Raw genomic sequence first — 21,599 nt, 5'->3', positions numbered from 1 at the left:
AACTGTTTTTTTGTACATTATTGTGAAAAAATGTAGAGAAAAAAATGACTAGAAGAGTTCATAAAAGGCATTCTCCTCCACAATTAAATCTACTTCCCTTACAAGATTCAAAACAATCGAGTAGTTTATCTAAAAGACGCATCGAAGAAAAACGATCGTTTTTCGATTCAACAATGGGAAAAGTCATTGCTGTGAGCTTGATTTTTCTCGCTACTGTAGTTCCATTTATTGGTCTAGCTATGTACGGTACTACGGAAAATCATGTTCAAACCACGGCCTCTCGTTTAGCGGGGGAATCTTTTATTGTATTTTTTGATGATCAGGAGTATTCAAAAGCCATTGAAGCAGATCATAAACGGCCTGGTGCTTTTCGAGATTACCTTGTAAAAGCTTATAAACATATCAAAGCACTCAACGAAATTGAGGACTTTCCAGGCCCTGTTTAATCCTCTGAGTTTATTTACACACTTTCTCTAAGGTGCTTGATCCTTTCATCTAGGGGGGGATGGGTTGCGAAAAGTCTTAAGAGTCCTAGCTTGCTTGGCCGAGAAATCATCATCGCATTGATGGCAGCTTGACTATTTTGCTCGGGGTTTCTGCGTCCTTCTTTAGAAAAAGACTTTAAACGTTCAAGGGCTCCGATCATCTTGTCTTTACTCGATAGCATGGCTCCTCCCAAATCTGCACGAAATTCCCTTCTGCGCGAGAAAAAGGCAACGACCATCGATCCTAAAATCATGAAGAGAATTTCAAACACAAAGGTTAAGAGATAAAAGCTCATAAAAGACCCCCGTCTGTTATCTCCTCGTCCAAGAGCAGAAAGGGCATATGCTAAAATGCGGGCAAGGAACATAACGAAGGCATTGACGATTCCTTGAATGAGTGTCATGGTGACCATGTCTCCATTCGAGATATGGGTGATTTCATGTCCCAAAACGGCTTCGATTTCTGAGTCGCTCATCTTATCAAGCAACCCCGTAGAAACAGCGACGAGTGCACGCTTTTGAGAAGGCCCCGTGGCAAAAGCATTAGGCTCAGAAGAGTGGAAAATACCTACTTCGGGACTAGCGGAAAGTCCGGCATTGCGAGCGAGACGTTCAACTGTGGTTGTCAGGGCTAAATCAGCTCCTGTTGCCCGCGTCGGGTCGATCACTTGAACGCGCATGAGCCACTTAGCCATTTTGCGCGATAAAGCGAGAGAAATAAGTGCGCCACCCATTCCCCAAATGACGCAAAAGATCATAAGAGAGCGGATGTCAAGGCCATAAGAGTTTAGATACGGTTTTACCCCTAGAACAGAGAGAACTGTGGAAATGGTCATCACCACCAAAAAGTTGATGATGAGAAATAAAAAAATTCTTTTTACAAATCTCATGTCACACCTCAAATTTATCTGTATTTTAACAAATTTGGGATTTTCATAATTACTATTTTTATCTTTAAGCTTTGAGGAAAAAGAAAAGTATGCGATCAAGAATAAAAAAACCAGGTGGACAACTAAGGTATGCCAAAAGTGATCCCAATTGATTTTGAGCCTTCAGAAATCGATGCGCTTAAAAGTGCCCTTGTAAAAAAACAGCTTTCGTATGTTTTAATTACATGTACGGAACCTTCTGATGAGGGTGATATGGATGTTGAAATGGATTATGCGGGTGATCCAGTTCTTCTTTCATTATTAATGGAAAATGCAAGAGAGCGTTTAGACTATTCTTAAATCGTTTTCTGCGGTAGACTTTTGCCTATGATAGATCAATTCAAACAGTGGTTTGCAGATCATCGCGACACGATTTACGATGATTTCTTTGCCTTCTTAAAGTTTGCAAGTATTAGCACCGATCCGGCGCACAAAAAAGATATGCTTGCGTGTGCAGGATGGCTCCAAAAATACCTCGAGACGTTTGGTTTCCAAACAGAGCTTTGGGAAACTTCTGGACACCCAACTCTTTATGGAGAAAACTTGTCAGCAGGCCCCGATCGTCCCACACTCCTTTTTTACCTCCACTACGATGTTCAACCTGTCACCCCTTTGGAAGAGTGGAATTCACCCCCATTTGAACCGACTGTGAAAGAGGGGAAAGTTGTGGCACGAGGTGCTGTCGATAATAAGGGGCAATGCTTTTACACGTTGACGGCTCTAAAAGCCTTTCACGCCCTGTCGAAAAAACTAGGTATTAATGTGAAGCTCTGCATTGAAGGAGAGGAAGAAATTGGAAGTGAAGGGTTATCTGGGATTCTCGATGCAAAAAAGGAAAAACTTAAGGCAGATTATTTTCTTGTTATCGATTTTGACATGCTAGGCGAAAAGCAACCTGCGATTACGCTTGGAATGCGAGGCATCACCACAATCAATATCAGTTGTCGCAATTCAACAGTTGATCTTCACTCAGGGTCATTTGGGGGATTTGTCGTCAATCCCGCTCGAGCCTTGATGAGAGCTGTGAGCGTCATGTGGGATGACGAGGGAAAAGTGACAATTCCAGGGTTTTACGACAAAGTGAAGTCTTTTCAAAAAGAGGAGCTCGAGGAGTTTGCATGGGACGTTGATCCAAAAGATTTAGCAGCTCCTTTTAAAGTCGGAGCATTTGCAGGTGAAAGTGGGTATTCCTTGCTCGAATCGAATTGGATTCGACCTGTTCTTGAAATCAACGGAATGAGCAGTGGATATACTGGTAGTGGTTTTAAAACAATCATTCCTGCAAAGTCGATGGTCAAGCTATCTTGCCGTCTTGTTCCTGATCAAGATCCTAAGGAAATTTTAAGTCTCATCGCTGATTTTTTGAAAAAAAAGCTTCCAGCGGGTATAGATGTAGAACTGGAGCTCGGACATGGGTCGCGGGGAATGATCACCTCTCCCCATTCAAAGCTCGCTGAAATGACAGCGCAGGCTTTTGAAGAGGTTTTTCAAACCTCTTGTAAGAAGGTCTTGTGCGGTGCAACGATTCCGATCGTTCCAGAGCTCGCTAAAGTTAGCGGGGCCGAGCTTGTGATGACTGGGGTGGGCCTTGCCGAGGACGGCATGCATGCTCCAAATGAAAGTTTCGGGCTCGAGCGGTTTGAAAAGGGCTTTTTAAGCATTGCGAGGATTGTAGAAATCCTAAGCGGAGAATAAACGATGGTCAAGCGGTACATCAAACAGTGGAGTGATTTTTCTTCTTCACCTATTAAACCTCTCTTTTGGATGCTGATTGGGCCGCTCCTTATTCTTTTGACCTTGCTTGTTTCTCTTCCAACTTTTTATGACCCTTTCCTCCCGTGCGTTTCAGTTTTAGGCCTTTTACTTGCTTGGAAATGGGGAATGAATGGCCTTTCTGTCACACTTTTGACATTTGCTGCCTATTTTGGATCTCACTTTTTCTTAGGAGCGCATGGAGTTCCTCTTTGGAAGTTTGGTTGGGGGTGCTCTCTAGCCCTTGCTTTGACGATTTCATTTCTCGCCATGGAAGAACTGAAAAAATATTACCATACGCTTAAAAGTGAAGGCGATCATTCCATTGCCGAGCTCAAGGTTTCTCTTCATACGATTGGAGAAAAAGCAGCATCGGAGAAAAGGAAAGTGGAGTCAGAAGTAGAGCGACTTCATAAAGAACTCAAAGCTTCTCATGATGAAATGCAAGCCCTATTGCAACTTGTAGAAGCGAGTCGTGTTGAAGCGGAAAAAAGTCAGCATCAAAATGAAACTCTTTCTGCTGAATCTTTAAAACAGCATCGTCAAATTGAAACGCTCAAGCTCCAGTCTGATGAATCGATGGAGGAACTTGAAAGTCTACAAGAGCAACATATGCGTCTCTTAGAAGAAAACCGCAAGCGGCTTAAAAAACTCAACCATGCGCGTACGGAGTATGCTCAGATGCAACTTCTTTTTGATGCGGCTCAAAAAGATTTCCAAAAATTTCGCGCTGTTATCTTAAGTCAACGGCAGCAGCTTCAAGAAAAAACAGTTCCTATAACGCCTGTAAAGACTCCTGCAAAACCTAAGTCTCAAGAAGATCGGAGTCAACAGCTCGTGCTAAAAACGCTTGAAAAGGACAAAACGACAATCAAGAAAATGTACGAGCAGATGCAAAAAGATCATACTAAACTGACCAAGATGCTCAAAGAGGCCAAGGCTAACGAAGAAGAGCATCTCCATACCCTTGAAAGTCAAGTGTTGGATAATCAAAAGAAGCTCGAGCAAACCAAGTCAGAGCTCGTCTCTCTAGAGCGCGAGATCTTTGCTGTCAAAAAGGGGATGCAGCAGCAAGGTCTTGAAGTTTCCTAAATTGCTTTTTTCCTTCATTAATGGTAGTATCCATCCCTTCCAAGTGGAGGCAATATGAAAAATATTTTCTTGTCGAGTCTTCTCCTTAGTTCGATTTTTCTAATGGGATGCTCAGTACGTCAAGGATCAGAAGAGGTTGCATTTTGCTCTTCCCATGATGTTCACAATGAAATTTTAGATGGGCAAACCACAAAACAACAGGTTTTTGAGAGATTTGGAACAACATTTGCAATTCATTTTGACGAATTAGGTCGTGAACAATGGAAGTATTCTTACCGCAAAAAAGGGCTTAGTAACCAGACTTTTCAAGCAAAGACACTCCTAGTAGTCTTTGATGAAAATGATGTGGTGACAAAGCATCTTTTTTACACAAATCAAGAGGAGTCAAAATGAGAAAATGGACCACTGCTATTCTCGGACTTCTCATCCTTGGAGTATTTTCTGCTTGTGAAAATAAATCCAATCAACAGCAGTTAGATACAGTCACATCGACTGATGCGGACCGTTTTATTCAAGATGGACAAACGACAAAAGGGGATATTTTAGGTTTTTTTGGCCATGATTTTACTGTAGAGTTAGATGGACAAAATCGTGAAAGATGGATTTACACGCATTTGAAGTACCGCTCTTTAGCCCGTAATTTTATTCCGCTCAATTTCTTTTCACAAGGCTACGATGTGAGACATACACAAATCATCATCGTGTTTGATGAAAATGATGTGGTGACAAAGCATTATTTTCATCGGTATGAAGATCAAATCAAAATGGGTCTTTAACTACATTTTAGAAGCTTATAGGTCCAAAGTGATGGGATGCAAAAAAGCCATTCCTCTATGTGGAATGGCTTGATGAAAATAGCCTTTTCTTACTTCTTCTACTTAAACACCTGAAAGTGCAATACCACAAACATCTGTCAAATTATCTAAGACGAACGAGGTAGCGGTGCTTAAATATGCGAATGTTGTTGATGCATACCTTGTAATGGTATTATGAGTGCTTTCTGAAAAGAGATTTTGAGAACCGACTCTGTAAAATCCTCTAAGGAACGCGCCTGCACTGTTAACAAAAGTTGAGGGTGCAGTTGGAGTAAAGATCTTTTTCCCAAATGCTTCGCCAGCGGCTTCCAATCTCTCTTCAGTTATGAAATCCATTGCAACATTGATACCTTTTGCAACAGTTCTATTGACGGCTCTCTCTTTTAGAGATTTTTTTTCCGGTTTTCTTTGAGTTTCATGAGGATTTTCTGCTCTTTCTCTTTTTTCCTGAGAAAGGAATTTTTTTGCAGCTTTTATGCCTGCTTTGAAGCCTTCTTTGGCTTCACTTTTCTTATGTGATACGTTTTGTGCTGTGGCGTGTACTGCTGTAGCTATTTTATGAACTGATGCAGATCCTGTTTCTTTTACTTTGCTTTTGCTTGCTTTGTAGACACAGGTTGTGTTGTATGCAAAATCAATAACTGTATTTGATGTATTAGCAGGTTTTAATGCCATGATATTTCTCCCCTTTGATTCCTTCTTTCCTAAATAAGGTGTTTTTTATTTAAAAATTTTTTCCTTATAAATCTATTATAAAACATTATTTTAAATTTTATAAAGATTAAATTTTAATTTTTGTTAAATAAAATCATAAATAGTTTATAATCAGATGTTTCTTATTTTTTCGAACGGATTTAGTTTGAATCACTGTTGAAGTAGATCTTATCAATAGGCAAGTAATTAATTTTAAGATGCTTAAGATTGAATTGGGTGGGCTTGAGACTCGACTTTAAGAGAGGTTAGCCTGAACTCTGAGTAGATATCATTCCCTGTCAGGGTTTTATCTCCACCACCCTGTTAATCAGGGAGGGTGAGGATTTCATAGCCATCGTCTGTAATGAGGAGGGTATGTTCCCATTGGGCACTAGGCTTTCCATCTGAGGTACGGGCGGTCCACCCATCGGTGGGGTCAACTTTTCCTGAACGTACTCCGGCGTTGATCATGGGTTCGATCGTGAATGTCATTCCAGCTGCCAAGGGGATGTCAATCCGGTTATAATGATGGGGGATTTGAGGTGCTTCGTGAAAGCCGACTCCGACCCCATGTCCGACAAATTGATTCACGACTGAGCAGTTTTGGCTTGAGGCATAGTCTTCAATGACTTGCCCAATATCCGAGACGGGAATACCGGGTTTGAGGATTTTGATTGAACGCATGAGACATTCGTAAGAAACATCCACGACTAGTTGTTTTTCGTCTGAGACTTTACCGATGCAAACCATGGCGCTTGTATCACCATAAAACCCATCTAGAATACAGGTGATGTCGATGTTCAGGATATCGCCCTCTTGCAGGGGACGGTTGTCGGGGATGCCGTGGCAAATGACTTCATTGAGTGAGGTGCAGATGGCTTTTGGGTAGGGGGGATCTCCATATCCAAGTGGGGCGGGTTTAGCACCTGCTTTTTTATGCTCTTCTACGACAAAGTCATTGAGTTCATTTGTAGTGACGCCAGCTTTGGCCAAAGCGCAGGTCTTTTTGAGCATGTTGGCAGCTAAGTGGCAAGAGCGGCGGATTCCATCGATTTGCTCAGGTGTTTTGAGCATGATTTGGTATTTGCTAAAGTACTCTTTTTGAAAAGTGTTAAAGTTTCGTGGGGCTTCGATAGGTGCGTGACATTTTTTCCATTTCTTTCCGCTTCCACACCAGCAAGGATCATTTCTTGAAATCATGTTTAACCTCTTTCGAAGCATTATACATAAAACACCTTTTTTAAGAGGAGTCCATGTGCAGGTGCTGTCATTCCTGCTAAGGTGCGATCTTTTGATGCGATGAGTTTTTCAGCTTCTTCTAATGAAAGTTTTCCAGCTCCGATGTAGACAAGGGTTCCAACTAAATTACGCACCATTTTGTAGAGAAAATTGTTGCCGTGTATCTCGAAGCGGAGCTCTTCTTCGGAGGAAATGATATCAAGACGGTAAAGGGTTCGGATGGTGTCTTTTGGTTTGGGGTCAGCGGCGTTTCCAAACGCTTGAAAATCATGCTTTCCGATGAAGAACTTCGTAGCTGTTTCCATTTTTGCTAGATCAAGAGAAAAGGGGTAGTGCCAAGCAAAAAGACGGTCGAACGGAAGTTGGACATGAGAGCGTGTGAGGCGATAATGGTACTCTTTCCCTTTGCTCTTAAGGGTGGGATGAAAATCGTCTGGCGCCTCTTCTACTATGGCAACGCGAATGTCTTTTGGGAGTAATTGGTTCAGGCTTTTATGAAGGTGCTCTAAGTTGCGAGGTTTTTCTAAGAAAAAATTCACCACCTGAGCCTCTGCATGCACACCTGCATCGGTTCGGCTTGCTGCTTGCAGTTGGACCTCCTGTTGCAAGATCTTTTCGAGGACCTCTTTAAGGGTGCCTTCGATAGAGACGCCTACATTGGAAGCTTGCCAACCTAAGTATGCACTGCCGTCGTAAGAAAGGATGAGCTTAATATTCTTTTTCATAGTGAGAAAAATGATAGCATAGGAGGGATTAATGTTGAATCAAGGGAGCGACCCCTTCTATAAACATTTGAACAGCTATAAGGGTCAGGAGGAGACCCATAAGGCGTTCTCCTGCAGCGATGCACCGCACGCCAAGGATTTTCTTGAGAAAAGGAGAGCCGATCAAAATGAGGAAAGTCACGATCCAAGCAGAGATGATTGAACCTACCATTGTCAAATGGGACTCGTGATTGGCGTAAATCATCACAGCGGCTAACACAGAGGGGCCGGCTACAAGTGGAACAGCAAGAGGGACGATAAACGGTTCACCTTGTTCTGAAGGATAAAGGTTAGATCCGCTCCCTCCGTTAGGGAAAATCATCCGAATGGCAATGAGAAAGAGAATAAGTCCCCCTGAAATCATGATGGTTTCTTGAGAAACATGAAGGAGTTGCAGGATATAATTTCCAAGAAAGCTAAAGAGAATGATGATACAAAGGGCAATGAGTAATTCACGGAAAATGATTTTGCGTTGACGCGCAGGATCGATATCTTTGAGGATGCTCACATATAGGGGAATATTGCCAATGGGATCCATTAGCAAGAAGAGGGAAAACCCAATTGAAAAAAGAGAAGACCATGAAAAGTTCACCATGATCTTCTTTGTAGCATCTACGTAATCATTTGAAAAGTTTTTTCCCGCTTGAGCTTTTGTTCTAACATCTTTTGTTGCTTTACAGCTGGATCCGATGCTTTATCAATCATGAATTCTGTCAAATCGCAGACAAGAGAACTTGTGGAAAACCCTAAATATACAAAGGAAAGTTTGGTGGAAGATGTGAGAAGAAGTGCAAACCCCGTGACTGTTGTTCCAAGACTTGAGATCAGTTTTCCAATTTTTGTGATCCCGAGCTTCCATTTTTCAGGAGTGATAGGCTGTTCCTCAGGGTTTTTACACATCTCTTTTAGCTCTGTTCCCGTCTCATAAATGTTTTTGACCGCTACAGCCGCGCTTGCAGTATAGCCAAAGCCATGGAAAATGTTCACAGCTCTATTTTTAAAGAGACTGAAATTGGCTAGAGCCCAAAAGATGTCATCTACTTTTTTTATGACAGGAAGAATCACCCCAAATAGAGCTTTTTTCGCCAGGTCTTGGATTTTGGGAGTTTCTAAATCTCCTTTCACCCATGAGGTGATTTTCTTTTTGGTATTCGACAGAAATTTGTGTACTTCTGGTACCTCATTCCCGATCGAAACAAGAGTGTTTAAAGCCCCAGCTTCCTTAAAGCCTTGTTTTGCTAGCCCGATCGTTTCTTGACTATTCGGTGACATTTTAGACATCATGGTAACCCAGGATAGTCCCAAATCAAGCGCTTTGCAAAAGGAGATCCCTTTTTCTTTCACAAGGCTGGCTACCGAGTCGGTTTTATCAAGAATTCGTTCGGGAAGAGAAAAGTCATTGAAAGGGGGGACTTTTACTGAAGCAAGTTCAACTAAGCCCATATTATTAAATTTTTATATTAATTCTTTTTCTTTTCCGCGTCTTTAATTATATTAAATAACCATGTTTTATCTTTCAATGTATAAAATCGTTTTTATTATGATTAAAATTCGTTTTATTATGGATTTTTGGAAAAATAAATTTTCTCTTTAATATCTACCTTAGCATAATGTTACCTGGAATTAAATTTTTAGGTGATAGCATGTCTTCAGATGTTTCGATCGATGGGCCTATTGTTGAAGAAGTGTCGAGTTTTGTCTTTCGTGACGACTCAGGCTTTTTAGCAACAGTTCAAAAGTGTTCCGAGCTGGGTCGTTATTATTTTTGGTTTCTTTCGGACTGGATCCGAGACAAAATTTCGACCCCTTTTGTTTGGATAGGGCAGTTTTTACGTGACCGACTCTATTTTCCTCTGACGCATCCAGATGAAGGGTTTCAATCGAATATGAATCTTGCAGCTCATATAAAAGGGCTTTTAACTGGAGCAGAACCAATCTCCCCCACAAAGGCTTTTCCTAAAATGGAAGAAGTGCGTCAAGCTTTTCACATTGAAACTATTCCCATACTCATTAAGACAGAAGTTCAAACTACGACTTTTAATCTGTATGTTGTTGAATCAAAAGAGCAAGTTAACGGTAAAGGGGTGCGCTTTTTTCTCTTTAGTTTTTATGACAACTACGTTGAGAAAGACGGCGAAAAATTGAATTGGAAACCAGCTACGATTTTTGAGCTGGGTGCGGCTCCAATACTGATTTTAAAAGCGCTCAAAGAAAAGGGAGTTACAATCGATTCTCTAGATCTTTTTTCTCTTGGAGCGGTTGCATTCGAAGGAATGAGGTATCTAAATGGATCTGACATTGACATCATTCCTAAAACGGTGATTTTAGATCGGGCGATGTCTTCCACTTATAAAGTGGTTCAAAATCTATATTCTTTTCCTATGAAACATCTTCTCTATGGTGCTGCTTATTCTAGCAATTGGGACGGTGACCCTGAAGGTGCTTGTTTAGAGTTCTTTGAAAAGGTTTCCACTTCTATGACTGGGAGAACAGTGATTCAGGTCGAAGCACGAAATGATCACTATTTTTCTGGAGTAGGAGCATATAGCTCTGATTTTTTAAGTCGTCTTAAGGAACTAGGAATGACAACCTACTCTGGGAAGTTTTATGTCCCTTGTTATAAGGAGTCGGCTCATCATGCACTTTCTAGAGGCCTTATCTACTGCAATCCGAAAAACTCTGGGACTGATGTGGAACAATTCCTTGAAATGGAGCCGCTTGAAGCTCTTTCAGATGCTCTCATGCGAGAACTATATTTGAATCCCAATTATTCGAGCGGATCTTATCATCAAAGCCTTGTAGTAGGGGGAAATGCTGAGAATCTAGATATTCTCTTGCTCAGAGTTTATGCAATGCTGCAATCCTTTGTTGAAAGTTAGACTAAAGCTAATATTAACCTGTACTCTGGGTTTATTTTGCTTAGTCTCAAGAGAGAAAGTTCTCTTAAATTCTCGGTATTTTTGCCGATGGAACGGTCCAAACGGTCCTTTTCGAGGCAAAAAGGCTGAGAAGAAAGAGAGAAATCCCTGAAAATGAGTGAAAGAAACCCAGAGTTCAGGTTATTAGGCCACTTAAGATCAACACATTCGGAAAGCTTTCCCGTTGTCCTAAGCCAATTTTTGAAGTTGTTTGAGTATAAAATGGCAATGCGCTATGTAACCTTTTAGGGGGTGGAACTCTATACCCCATAAGGCTATGGAAAATCTTAAATCACAACTTTTGAATTCTCCAGCAAGGTATCTTTGGGAGAGAATTGGGATCTTTTCCCATCATGGGATCGATCTGCCTGTATCTGCATTGCGGACGAAAAAAAGCTGTGGCATTGGGGAGTTTTTCGATTTGCTACCGATTATTGATTGGTGTCATGAGATCAAGCTCGATGTGTTAATGCTTCTTCCACTCAATGAATGCACAACTGACCCTAGTCCATATAATAGCATCTCTTCACGGGCACTCCATCCAATTTATCTCTCGTTGGAAGAGCTTCCTTATCTCCAAAGCTATCCCAAAGTGAAAGGGAAACTGGCAGCGTTTCGCTATTTGAATGAGACTCCTCGCATTCAGTACCATGAAGTTCTCCAAAAGAAGATGGTGTGGTTACGTGAGTATTTTGAGGCGGTGAAGGAAAGCTTTTTGGCAAATCCAGACTTTGAAAATTTTAAAGAAAGCCATCATTGGCTTAAGCCTTATGCACTTTTTAAGGTGCTTAAACACAAAATGGAGCAGGCTCCCTGGACAACTTGGCCAAAAGAGCTATTGTCACCGTCGAAAGGGGAATATGATCAGCTGATCGAGGATAATCAAGATGACATCATTTTTCATATTGCTCTCCAATTCTTATGTTACGAGCAGATGAAGTGTGTCAAAAATTATTCTTTGGCCAAACAGGTGTTTTTAAAAGGAGACATTCCCATTCTCATCAATCCTGATAGTGTCGATGTTTGGGCTGAACCTCATTTATTTGACTTGACGAAGGCCGCGGGTGCTCCGCCCGATGCTTATAGCTCAGAAGGACAGTATTGGGGCTGCCCACTCTTTAATTGGAATGCGATGAGAAAGTATGCGGAAAATTATGAGTGGTGGAAAGAGCGGCTTGATTTTGCCGGACATTTTTACGATTTGTTTCGTATTGATCATATCGTGGGCTTTTTTCGTATTTGGGGAATTCCCCATAATCATTCGCCAAAGGCTGGAAGCTATATTCCGGCAGATCCCTCAGAATGGATTCCGCAAGGGCAAGAGATTCTCCAATTTCTTCACCATAATTCGAACATGTTGCCAATAGGAGAAGATCTTGGAACAGTTCCTAGAGAAATCAAGCATTGTCTTGCAAAGTTAGGAATTCCTGGGACAAAAATTATTCGTTGGGAACGCAAAGAAGATAAGAAGAGATCGTTTATTCCCTATGATGAGTATCCTCGGCTCAGTATGACGTCTGTTTCTACTCATGATACAGAACCGTTAGCCCTTTGGTGGCAAGTCCAAAAGGATGAAGCCAAAGCATTTGCTGAATTCAAGGGGTGGTCCTATTCACCAACACTCAGCTTTGATCAGCATCGAGAAATTTTACGCGATAGTCATCAGACTCCCAGCTTGTTTCATATTAACCTTCTTCAAGATTATCTCAGCTTGTTTCCCGAACTCGTTTGGGAAAACCTCAAAGACGAGCAAATCAATATCCCTGGAACGACGTCTCCATTCAATTGGACCTACCGGTTCCGTCCTTCTGTTGAAGAAATTGTCAGCCATGAGGGACTTAAGAAAACAATGAAAGAACTCATTCGAGATTGAACAATTTTTCAAAGTGATTTATACGCAGAATATGGACTCGGTTGAACACAAGCGATTAAAAAATTCCTCAGGGCGAGAAAATCCTCCATGGAGAAAATGGGGGCCGTACGTTGCTGAGCGGTCATGGGCTACTGTCCGCGAGGATTATAGTTGGAATGGCGATGCCTGGGGTTATTTCCCTTTTGAGCAGGCGCACAAGAAAGTCTATCGCTGGGGAGAAGATGGAATCGCAGGCTGGTGTGACCGGTACCAAACGCTCGTTTTTTCTCCTGCTTTTTGGAATGGCAAAGATCCGATCTTGAAAGAGAGACTATTTGGGCTTGCAGGTCCAGAAGGAAACCATGGAGAAGACGTCAAAGAGTATTACTACTATCTCGATGGGACGCCGACCCACTCCTATATGAAATATCTCTATAAATACCCCCATGCGGCTTTTCCCTACGAAGCTCTCAAGAAAGAGAACCGAGAGAGAGGGGTTCAGCAAGAAGAGTATGAACTTGTTGATACAGGAGTTTTGGATAAACAGAACTACTTTGACATTTTCATTGAGTATGCAAAAGGGGATACAGAAGACACTTGCATCAAAATTGAAGCGATCAATCGAGGGGAAAAAGCAGCTTCCTTGCACATCGTTCCGCAGCTTTGGTTCCGCAATCAGTGGCGCTGGGAAAAAGGGGAGGTTCCTAAACCTATTCTTCAAAAGGGATTGCAAGGAAACTACATTGTAGCAGACGACTCAGCAATGCCTTCTCCTCCATCTCTGACTTTTGATTACCACTTAGGCAAACGGTATTTGTATGCTTCTGAAGGAGGAAAGCCCCTTTTTACCGAAAATGAAAATCGCGCTCCTGACATGCCCTTCAGCAAAGAAGGGTTTCATGAAGCCATCGTTGAAGGCAAGAAATCTGTTAATCCTGAAGAGAAGGGAACAAAAGGGTGCTTCCATTACATCTTTGAAATTCCAGCAGGGAAGTCTGCGGTTGTCTACTTACGCCTGACCGATCAAGAAATGAAAAACCCGATGGCTGACGTGGAGAAGATCTTTGCTCAAAGGAAAAAAGAAGCTGATGAATTTTACGAGCAAATCTTGCCAGAAGAGGCAACAGATGAAGAGAAAATGATTGAGCGGCAGGCCTTGGCCGGACTCTTATGGAATAAGCAGATTTATATTTTCGATGTGAATAAGTGGCTGGAAGGGGACACAGCTTTTGAGCCCGCTCCTGAAACCCGTCACAATTTGCGTAATTTACATTGGCGTCATCTCAATTCGATGCGCATCATTTCCATGCCTGACAAATGGGAGTACCCTTGGTTTGCAGCGTGGGATCTCGCCTTTCATTGCGTTGCACTTGCATTAGTGGATATTGAATTTGCCAAAGAAGAGCTTTGGCTTCTCCTATTCGATCAATTTCAACATCCCAATGGGGCCATTCCCGCATATGAATGGGAATTTTCGGATCTGAACCCTCCGATTCAAGCTTGGGCAACGCTCCGCATTTTTCAAATGCAACGAGAAAAGGAAGGAGTAGGGGATTTTGAGTTTCTCAAAAAATGCTACTTGAAACTCCTCATGAATTTTTCGTGGTGGACTAACAGAGTTGATAGCTCAGGCTTTAATGTGTTTGAGGGGGGATTTCTCGGTCTCGATAATATCACGATTGTTGACCGCTCTCTTGAAGCAGAAGGTGGAGCTACGCTCCGTCAATCGGATGGAACAGGATGGATGGCGTTTTTTACCCTTAACCTCATGCGCATTTCTCTTGAACTTGCGAAAACAGATGGCACGTATGAGTCAATGGCGACAAAGTTTTTTCAGCACTTCATTTACATTGCGCACGCCATGAAAATACGGGATAATAAACACTATGAGATGTGGAGCGAAAAGGATGGATTTTTTTATGATGTCCTTTGCTACCCTAATGGCACTTTTTCTAAATTTCGGATCCGTTCCCTTGTCGGTATCATTCCACTTTACGCAACCGAAGTGATTACTGAAGAAGACTTAAAGCAATTTCCTAAGTTCAAACAGAACTTTTTCTGGTTTTTGAAAAATCAGCAGAAGTTAACGAAAGGGCACGTTCTCTATTTTGAAGACTCACATCTTTACTTTTTGACACTTGTGGAACCAGAGCAACTCAAACGAGTGCTTCAGTATGTTTGGGATCCAGAAGAATTCCGCTCAGAGTATGGTCTGCGTAGTCTTTCGAAGTTTCATGAAAAACATCCCTTTTTCTACAAAGACAAAAATATTGGGTATGAACCTGGTCATTCGCTTGTGCAACTGAAAGGAGGGAATTCGAATTGGCGCGGACCGATTTGGTTTCCAACAAGTTATATGCTTATTCAATCTCTCAAGTCATATGCGAAAGTTTTCAAAGATGAATTTAAGATTGGAGTGAAAGATGAAAAGCCTGTCAGCATCGAAGAGATGGCAGAAGCTTTTTCTGAAAAACTCGTTTCCATTTTTAAAAAAGATTCAAGTGGTGTTCGCCCTTTTATGGGACAAAACTTTCCCTATTCAACCGATCCCAACTTTAACTCTCATCTCTTCTTTTATGAATTTTTCCATGCAGAAACAGGGCGAGGCCTTGGAGCTTCGCATCAAACAGGTTGGACCTCTTTAGTGGCTAATTTGATTCAAGAACTGAGAGATAAAAAACCCAGGTCAAAAAATGGCTGAAGTCGTGCGCAAGGCGCTCGAAACACCGCTCAAAAAACTTGTCGAAAAAAGCTCAGAAATTGATGTCTTAATCATCGGCAGTGGAACAGCTGGGATCACAGCAGCAATTGCACTAGCTGAAAAGAACACGGGACTCAACATCGCCCTTTTAGAAGCAGGTCCCTTAACACTTTTAGAGCATGTAGGCTCTTCATCAGTTCGACTCAATGCGCGTGTGGTTAACCAACTGCAAGATCAAATCGTTTATAAAACGCTCTGGGGGGGAAATGAAAAAGGGGAGCAGCCCAATACAAATGGATGGTCGGCTGTAGGAGGGCGTACTCTTTTGTGGGGTGGCTATATCCCTCGTTTTATCCCAGAAGATTTTTCTGACTGGCCTTTTAACTATGCAGACTTTGAGCCTTATTACAAACGGGCAGAAGATCTTATTTGTGCAGCACCAAGGGAAGGGGTACCAGCTTTTGTCCGTACAAAAGGACAAGATAAATTTATGAAAGAGCTCAAAAAACATGGCTTTTCTTTTCAAGAATCTCCCTTAGCAATTGATTCTTCTTGTTCAGAAAATGGGAACCTCCCTGTTGGGTATGATAGCTCTATTGCACGTCTTATTCGTAGTGAGAGTTTAGTCACATTCGGAGAAAAACCGGGAATTTCTCTCACATCCGAAGTTGAAGTCATATCTCTTGAGAAAAAAGGAGACCGTATCACTGCAGTTCATGTAGTAGATCGGAAAACAGATGCTTCCTATGTTCTTTCTCCCAAGAAAGTTGTGATAGCCTGCGGTGGGGCCCAATCTGTTAGACTTGTGCTGGCTTCAAAGATCGAAGAAAACGAAGATATCTTAGGAAAATATATCAACGATCATCTTTTTGCTCGTGGTTTTTTAAAGCGTCGGAAGGGAATCTGGGAAAATTTAATGCATCTTTATTCGCCACCGACATCTCAAAAACTCTTTCATTGCCAAATTTGTGGCCCCCTCACGATGGAAAAGGTGGAGTTTCTCAGAAATAATTGGACAGCTCTTCCAACAAAGTGGCTTGAGTGGAACTCTCCTGGTGATTGTTTGGAGTATCAATTTTTTGGAATTGCCACTACAGAAAAGGAGAATCGTTTAGAACTGATTGAGAATCGAGACTCTCCTTTTGGGCGACTGCCAAGCTGCAAAGTGATTTATAAAAGAAGTCAGCGAGACCTTGCTATACTTGATGAAATGAAAAAAAACATTGAAAATTTGAGCCTTGCTATTGATGCGGAGCTGATAAATTGGGAAGTCCTCCCTCCGGGAACTGCATTGCATGATATCGGAGGGTTGCGGATGGGGAAAGATCCTGAAACAAGCATTGTGAACCCCTCTGGTCAATTTTGGCGTATTCAGAATCTCTATGTTGCCGATGCAAGCTCCTGGCCTTCGCAAGGAAGTGCTAATCCCTACTTAACCATTACTGCATGGGCCTTGAAGCTCGCGGATGAAATGAGGTTTAGCAATGGCTGATGAGCTGCGCCTAGCACTCGAAACTCCTATAAAAGTCTTAGATCAAAAAAGTTCAGAAATCGATGTCTTAGTCATTGGAAGCGGAACAGCTGGTATCACAACTGCGATTGCATTAGCAGAAAAAAAATTAGGTCTCAAAATTGCTATTCTTGAAGCGGGGCCTTTAACACTTTTAAGTCATTTGGCCTCATCTCCTCTGAAGCTCAATGAGCGTGCAGTTAGCCTTCTTCAAAATCAAATTACTTATAAGACAACATGGTCTGAAAAAGAACAAAGCCTTGTGCCAAATACAACAGGATGGGCAGCTGTTGGAGGACGCACATTGATTTGGCGTGGGAATGTTCCCCGATTTCGTCCTGAAGATTTTCAGGACTGGCCTTTGACTTACGAAGAATTTGATCCGTACTATAGTCGCGCTGAAAAGCTTCTCTCTGTGGGCGTATTTGTCAATTCAGAAGGGCAAAAGGTTCTTATGAAAGAGCTCAAAAAATCAGGCTTTGACTTTCGCGCATCATCGGTTGCTATCGATTCTTCTTGTTCCGAAAATGGCAATCTTCCTGTCGGTTTCGACAGTTCAATTGCTCGCCTTCTTCGAAGTGATTACCTTGTGACGTTTGGGGAAAGTCCTGGTATTTCGCTTACATCAGAAGTTGAGGTTGTTTCTCTTGAGAAAAAAGGAGAGCGTATTGAAGCAGTCCATGTAGTGGATCAGAGAACTGAAACTCCCTATACCCTTGCTCCAAAATACATCGTCATTGCTGCAGGTGGTATCCAATCCGTGAGGCTTGTCATGGCTTCAAAGATTGAGGAAAACGAAGACGTTTTAGGTTGTTACATCAATGACCATCTCCTTGCTCATGCATTTTTCAGAAGACATTCTGGTGTCTGGAAAGATAGGTTTCACCTTTACTCACCACCAACTGCTCACAACCCGTTTCATTTTCAGCTGTGTGGCCCGCTGACAAAAGAAAAAATGGAGTTTCATAAAAGCAACTTAGCGACTTTGCCAACGAGATGGGTGGGATGGAATGAGTCAGGCGACTATTTAGAGTGTGAGATTTTTGGAAGGTCAACCTCTGATCAAAATAAACGGCTCATTTTGATGGATGATGGCATAGGCTTGTCAAGCTGCAAAGTGATTCACCCGAAGAGTCAGGAAGATCTTTCTGTACTTCACTCAATGAAAAATGGTACCAAGAAGCTAGCAGCAGCAATGGATGCAGAGTTACTCGGTTGGACAATTTTGCCTGTTGGCATTCCGATGCATGACTCAGGAGGGTTGCGCATGGGAACAGATCCAGAAACAAGCATTGTCAAACCCTCAGGCCAGTTTTGGCGTATCCCAAACTTGTCGGTGGCAGATGCAAGTGCTTGGCCTTCGCAAGGAAGCGCCAATCCTTACTTGACCATTACTGCATGGGCTTTAAAACAGGCAGATGAGCTAGAGCGTATCATCACATGAACAAAATGCGCGTTTACAAAGACATCATCAACGTCAATTTCGGCATGCTTGGGTTTGAGTTTTGCTGGGCCCTTCTCATGCCGAATAGTAGCGCGATTCTCCTCTATCTTGGAGCTTCTACCTCACTACTTGCATATCTATGGCTTCTTCCTCCATTCGTGGGGCTCGTGATCAATCCTCTCGTAGGGCATTTGAGCGATCTTACGACCACCCGTTTTGGGCGGAGACGTCCTTACATTTTTGGAGGAATTATTGCGGTATGTGTCTTTTGTATTGCCGTTCCGTACGCCACCTCACTGTGGCTTGGGACGATCTTTCTAGCACTTCTCATTGCCGTGTTGAATTTCGCTCAAAATCCTTTGCGCGCTTTGACAGCCGACATCATTCCCCAACACCACTTGACAACTGGATTTTCTATACAAATGATCTTCTTTGGATTAGGTGCCATTCTTGGTGCTGCCATGCCGTGGATGTTTGGAGATACTGCGATCAAGTTTACAGGTGCCTATCAACCCTCTTTTTTGACTTTAGCCTTTTTTGTGGGGGGAGTGTTGACCTTGCTTGCAGGACTTTGGACCTGTTTTTTTGTGAAAGAAAAGCCTTTTGTCAATAATCAAGAGGTCAAGCCAAACTTCAAAGAACTTTTCAAACTCATCTTCAAAATGCCTCTCCTTTTGAAGCAGATTTCTCTTGTTCAATTTCTCATGTGGGTGGGCTTTTTCGTTTTGTTTGCCTACTACAATGTCAGCATCGCTCAAACCCTTTTCGGCCTTCCTAGTGGGGTGAAAGTGATGGGTAATCCGGCCTATGCAGAAATTGTCAAAAAAGCCACCATTTTCAACAGTTTCTGTTTCATTTTTTTCCAAATTAGCAGCTTTGGAGTGGCTTTTCTGATTCCCATGCTTACAACATGGATCCCTCGCAAACTTGTGGCGACTGTTGCCCTTGTTTTGGGAGGATTAGGACTCTTATCGATTCCACTGAAACCTGAGATCAATTACTTTACTGCAGCAATCACACTTGGGATTGCCTGGGGATGTTCGACTTCGGTTCATTTAGCCATGATTGCTTCAAATCTCGCAAAAGAGCGGATGGGACTCTATAATGGCCTTTTTCTCATTGCAAATTGTTTGTCCCAAATTGCCACAGGATTAATTGCTGGACCTGTTATCAAGTACGTCTTTCATGGCCAGGTGTTTCAGATCGTAGCCTATAGTGGTCTCTTTTTTTTGATTGCAGCCATTTGCAACCAATTGATTCATGATTTGGGAGAAGGTAGAGAAACATGCGAAAAACCTTAAAGACATTTCAACTTGTCATGATCAACGTCATTGCTGTTGATAGCATCCGTACTTTGCCGTTTTCAGCTGAGCTAGGTTTTTCCCTTGTTTTTTTCTATCTCCTTGCTGGGGTTTTCTTTTTTATTCCAAGTGGACTCGTTGCAGCAGAGCTAGGGACAGGATGGCCTAATACAGGGGGAATTTATGTTTGGGTACGAGAAGCGTTTGGAAAGAAAGCGAGCTTGTGTGTGATTTGGCTCAACTGGATCTATAACGTCGTTTGGTATCCGACAATTATGGCCTTGATTGCTGGTGTCTTCACCTACTTTTTCAACCCAGAACTCGCAACAAATCGACTCTACATGGCTCTCATGATTCTAGGGCTTTTTTGGGGCGCTACTTTCGTTAATCTTTTTGGGATGAGAGTCTCCTCAATCATCAGCACGATTGGTGCGATTATTGGAACCCTCGTTCCGATGGTTTTGATCATCGTTTTAGGGGTGGTGTGGTTAGTGAAAAGAGATCCCAGTCAAATTGCCTTCACATGGGATGCACTTTTTCCAGATATGACTCAAAGTGGCAACCTTGCGTTTTTTAGTTCCGTTTTATTTGGCTTACTTGGACTCGAGATGGCAGCAACCCATGCAGCAGAAGTCAGAAACCCCAAAAAAGACTATCCGCGCTCTGTTTTCATTTCGATCATCATCATATTAGCTACTATTGTCTTTTCATCACTTGCGATTGCTATCGTTGTTCCCAATCAAAAACTCAGCCTTGTCACTGGGATACTTCAAGCCTTTTTCATCTTCTTTCAAGATTACCATATTGCTTGGATGGCGCCCATCATTGCCGCAGCAGTCATCATTGGGGGATTGAGCGGGGTTTCAGCCTGGATCATTGGCCCTACCAAAGGAATGATGGTTGCAGCGGAAGATGGCAGCCTCCCTTTATTCATGCGACATCGAAATCGAAAAGGAGTGCCTTCCAATGTTCTCCTTTTGCAAGGTGTAATCGTTTCGATTTTGTGCCTTGCTTTTGTGCTCATGCCAACCGTGAATAGCTCTTTTTGGCTTCTCTCTCAAATCACGGCGCAGTTAGCTCTCCTCGTGTATGTAGCCCTTTTTGCAGCGGGTATTCGACTCCGATACAAGCAAGGGCATGTGGAGCGCTCCTTTGCCATTCCAGGGGGAAAGACGATTGGAATGTGGTTTGTGGGGATGTGCGGAATATTGGCGTGTCTCATCGCCTTTGGCTTAGGATTTATCCCACCAACTCAGGTAGGTATCACGAATGTTTTTGTGTATGAACTTCTCTTGATAGGAGGCATTGTCGTTGCTTCTACTTTCCCGCTCTTGTTTAGACGGGGATCATGACGGTGGGCTTTTGCAAGACAATGAGGTCGAGCTCTTCCATTTGCTTGGTTTTTTGATCTTGCGATAGCTCGAGTAAAGAACCAATATAGGACGTTGTCATGAAAACGAGTTCTGCAAGAGGAGAGACTTGATAAAGGAAGTAAATTGCTCCCAGCTTTGCCATAGCGCTCATCCCATCAGTCATACCTGAAATGAGTGTTCCGTAACCTCTTTCGGATGCTTGGGTATTTTTTGCATCTCCAATCTTTTGCATCCCTTTGACAGTTTTCTTAGCTGCTGAATAGAGCTTTGCACTTGGAACAATCATATCCCAGATTGGGACATTTCCTGGAGGTGTTTCAGCATTTTTTAAAAACGAAAAGTACTCAAGGTAAGAATCGGCAATCAAGATTGTACGCACAACTGTTTGGATGAATAAGGAAGAAGAAAAAGAATCCCAAAGTGACGAGATTTCAGCTTTCACTTTTTGGATCTCTTTCTCTTTAAAAGGAGATTTACTGGAATCTCCTTGAATCCACTCACCCATGTCGGCTCCTTTCCCCATGTGGGAAAGGACATCAGTTGCTTGGCTGACCTCTTCAACTCCCGTATAGTGCTTCGTTGCAAGGACGATCCCTTTAGCAGGTTTTACCAAAAAGGTTCCTGGAATCGAAGAGTCCTTTTTACTTAGGCTTAACGCCGAGTTTTCGGGTACTTTAGGATAAGAAAAATCTTGAATAGCAGTCATCATTTTACCTTTGCGATTTTATTAT

The 21,599-nt window shown here is 42.4% G+C and carries 20 protein-coding genes; 13 read left to right on the top strand and 7 right to left on the bottom strand.

Annotation, left to right across the window (positions count from 1 at the left end; translation table 11 throughout):
* Positions 1–44: 44 nt before the first annotated feature.
* Entirely contained in the window at positions 45–446 is a 402-nt protein-coding gene (locus SNE_RS09225) for a hypothetical protein (protein ID WP_013944144.1), read from the top strand.
* 14 nt (positions 447–460) lie between these two features.
* Here the strand turns inward: SNE_RS09225 and htpX are convergent, their stop codons facing one another.
* Positions 461–1,375: a protease HtpX gene (gene htpX, locus SNE_RS09220; protein ID WP_013944143.1), complete on the bottom strand. Its 915-nt coding sequence runs from the start codon at positions 1,373–1,375 to the stop codon at positions 461–463.
* 129 nt (positions 1,376–1,504) lie between these two features.
* Between htpX and SNE_RS09215 the strand changes: the two genes are divergently transcribed.
* Genes SNE_RS09215 through SNE_RS09195 form a run of 5 tightly spaced genes read left to right on the top strand, consistent with a single transcriptional unit; the run spans position 1,505 to position 5,034 of the window.
* Entirely contained in the window at positions 1,505–1,714 is a 210-nt protein-coding gene (locus SNE_RS09215; RefSeq protein WP_013944142.1) for a hypothetical protein, read from the top strand.
* A gap of 27 nt (positions 1,715–1,741) precedes the next feature.
* Positions 1,742–3,109: a dipeptidase gene (locus SNE_RS09210; protein WP_013944141.1), complete on the top strand. Its 1,368-nt coding sequence runs from the start codon at positions 1,742–1,744 to the stop codon at positions 3,107–3,109.
* Positions 3,110–3,112: 3 nt separating this feature from the next.
* Positions 3,113–4,258 (top strand): coiled-coil domain-containing protein, encoded by a 1,146-nt coding sequence (locus tag SNE_RS09205; protein WP_013944140.1) that lies wholly within the window; start codon positions 3,113–3,115, stop codon positions 4,256–4,258.
* A gap of 54 nt (positions 4,259–4,312) precedes the next feature.
* Positions 4,313–4,651, top strand: a complete 339-nt coding sequence (gene bamE / locus SNE_RS09200) for an outer membrane protein assembly factor BamE domain-containing protein (RefSeq protein ID WP_013944139.1) — start codon at positions 4,313–4,315, stop codon at positions 4,649–4,651.
* Positions 4,648–5,034, top strand: a complete 387-nt coding sequence (locus SNE_RS09195; RefSeq protein ID WP_013944138.1) for a hypothetical protein — start codon at positions 4,648–4,650, stop codon at positions 5,032–5,034. The genes bamE and SNE_RS09195 overlap by 4 nt, the downstream gene beginning before the upstream one ends.
* 102 nt (positions 5,035–5,136) lie before the next feature.
* Here SNE_RS09195 and SNE_RS09190 read toward each other — a convergent pair whose 3' ends face one another.
* From SNE_RS09190 to SNE_RS09170, 5 genes are all read right to left on the bottom strand, one after another.
* The gene (locus SNE_RS09190; protein ID WP_013944137.1) at positions 5,137–5,748 is read right to left on the bottom strand and encodes a hypothetical protein; all 612 of its coding nucleotides are present in this window, start codon (positions 5,746–5,748) and stop codon (positions 5,137–5,139) included.
* A 342-nt stretch (positions 5,749–6,090) separates the two neighbouring features.
* On the bottom strand, positions 6,091–6,963 hold the full coding sequence (locus tag SNE_RS09185) for a methionyl aminopeptidase (protein ID WP_041419434.1): 873 nt from the start codon (positions 6,961–6,963) through the stop codon (positions 6,091–6,093).
* A gap of 23 nt (positions 6,964–6,986) precedes the next feature.
* Positions 6,987–7,730, bottom strand: a complete 744-nt coding sequence (gene truA / locus SNE_RS09180) for a tRNA pseudouridine(38-40) synthase TruA (protein ID WP_013944135.1) — start codon at positions 7,728–7,730, stop codon at positions 6,987–6,989.
* A gap of 28 nt (positions 7,731–7,758) precedes the next feature.
* Positions 7,759–8,364: a MarC family protein gene (locus tag SNE_RS09175; RefSeq protein ID WP_013944134.1), complete on the bottom strand. Its 606-nt coding sequence runs from the start codon at positions 8,362–8,364 to the stop codon at positions 7,759–7,761.
* A gap of 17 nt (positions 8,365–8,381) precedes the next feature.
* A complete protein-coding gene (locus SNE_RS09170; RefSeq protein WP_013944133.1) occupies positions 8,382–9,212 on the bottom strand; it encodes a hypothetical protein in 831 nt (276 codons plus the stop codon).
* Positions 9,213–9,412: 200 nt separating this feature from the next.
* Between SNE_RS09170 and SNE_RS09165 the strand changes: the two genes are divergently transcribed.
* From SNE_RS09165 to SNE_RS09135, 7 genes are all read left to right on the top strand, one after another.
* Positions 9,413–10,648, top strand: coding sequence for a hypothetical protein (locus tag SNE_RS09165; protein WP_148259000.1), 1,236 nt, complete (start codon positions 9,413–9,415; stop codon positions 10,646–10,648).
* Between the two features lie 316 nt (positions 10,649–10,964).
* Entirely contained in the window at positions 10,965–12,560 is a 1,596-nt protein-coding gene (locus tag SNE_RS09160; protein WP_013944131.1) for a 4-alpha-glucanotransferase, read from the top strand.
* 31 nt (positions 12,561–12,591) lie between these two features.
* Positions 12,592–15,240, top strand: a complete 2,649-nt coding sequence (locus SNE_RS09155; RefSeq protein ID WP_013944130.1) for an MGH1-like glycoside hydrolase domain-containing protein — start codon at positions 12,592–12,594, stop codon at positions 15,238–15,240.
* Positions 15,233–16,732 carry a GMC oxidoreductase gene (locus SNE_RS09150; protein WP_013944129.1) on the top strand — a complete coding sequence of 500 codons (1,500 nt, stop codon included), beginning with the start codon at positions 15,233–15,235 and terminating at the stop codon, positions 16,730–16,732. The genes SNE_RS09155 and SNE_RS09150 overlap by 8 nt, the downstream gene beginning before the upstream one ends.
* Positions 16,725–18,194, top strand: coding sequence for a GMC oxidoreductase (locus SNE_RS09145; RefSeq protein ID WP_013944128.1), 1,470 nt, complete (start codon positions 16,725–16,727; stop codon positions 18,192–18,194). The genes SNE_RS09150 and SNE_RS09145 overlap by 8 nt, the downstream gene beginning before the upstream one ends.
* Positions 18,191–19,495, top strand: coding sequence for an MFS transporter (locus tag SNE_RS09140; protein ID WP_013944127.1), 1,305 nt, complete (start codon positions 18,191–18,193; stop codon positions 19,493–19,495). The genes SNE_RS09145 and SNE_RS09140 overlap by 4 nt, the downstream gene beginning before the upstream one ends.
* Positions 19,480–20,847: an amino acid permease gene (locus SNE_RS09135; RefSeq protein ID WP_013944126.1), complete on the top strand. Its 1,368-nt coding sequence runs from the start codon at positions 19,480–19,482 to the stop codon at positions 20,845–20,847. The genes SNE_RS09140 and SNE_RS09135 overlap by 16 nt, the downstream gene beginning before the upstream one ends.
* Here SNE_RS09135 and SNE_RS09130 read toward each other — a convergent pair.
* Positions 20,831–21,577 (bottom strand): hypothetical protein, encoded by a 747-nt coding sequence (locus SNE_RS09130; RefSeq protein WP_013944125.1) that lies wholly within the window; start codon positions 21,575–21,577, stop codon positions 20,831–20,833. The genes SNE_RS09135 and SNE_RS09130 overlap by 17 nt on opposite strands.
* Positions 21,578–21,599 lie beyond the last annotated feature (22 nt).

The sequence above is a fragment of the Simkania negevensis Z genome (genome assembly GCF_000237205.1).
Taxonomy (GTDB): domain Bacteria; phylum Chlamydiota; class Chlamydiia; order Chlamydiales; family Simkaniaceae; genus Simkania; species Simkania negevensis.
This window is presented reverse-complemented; position numbering and strand designations above follow the sequence as displayed.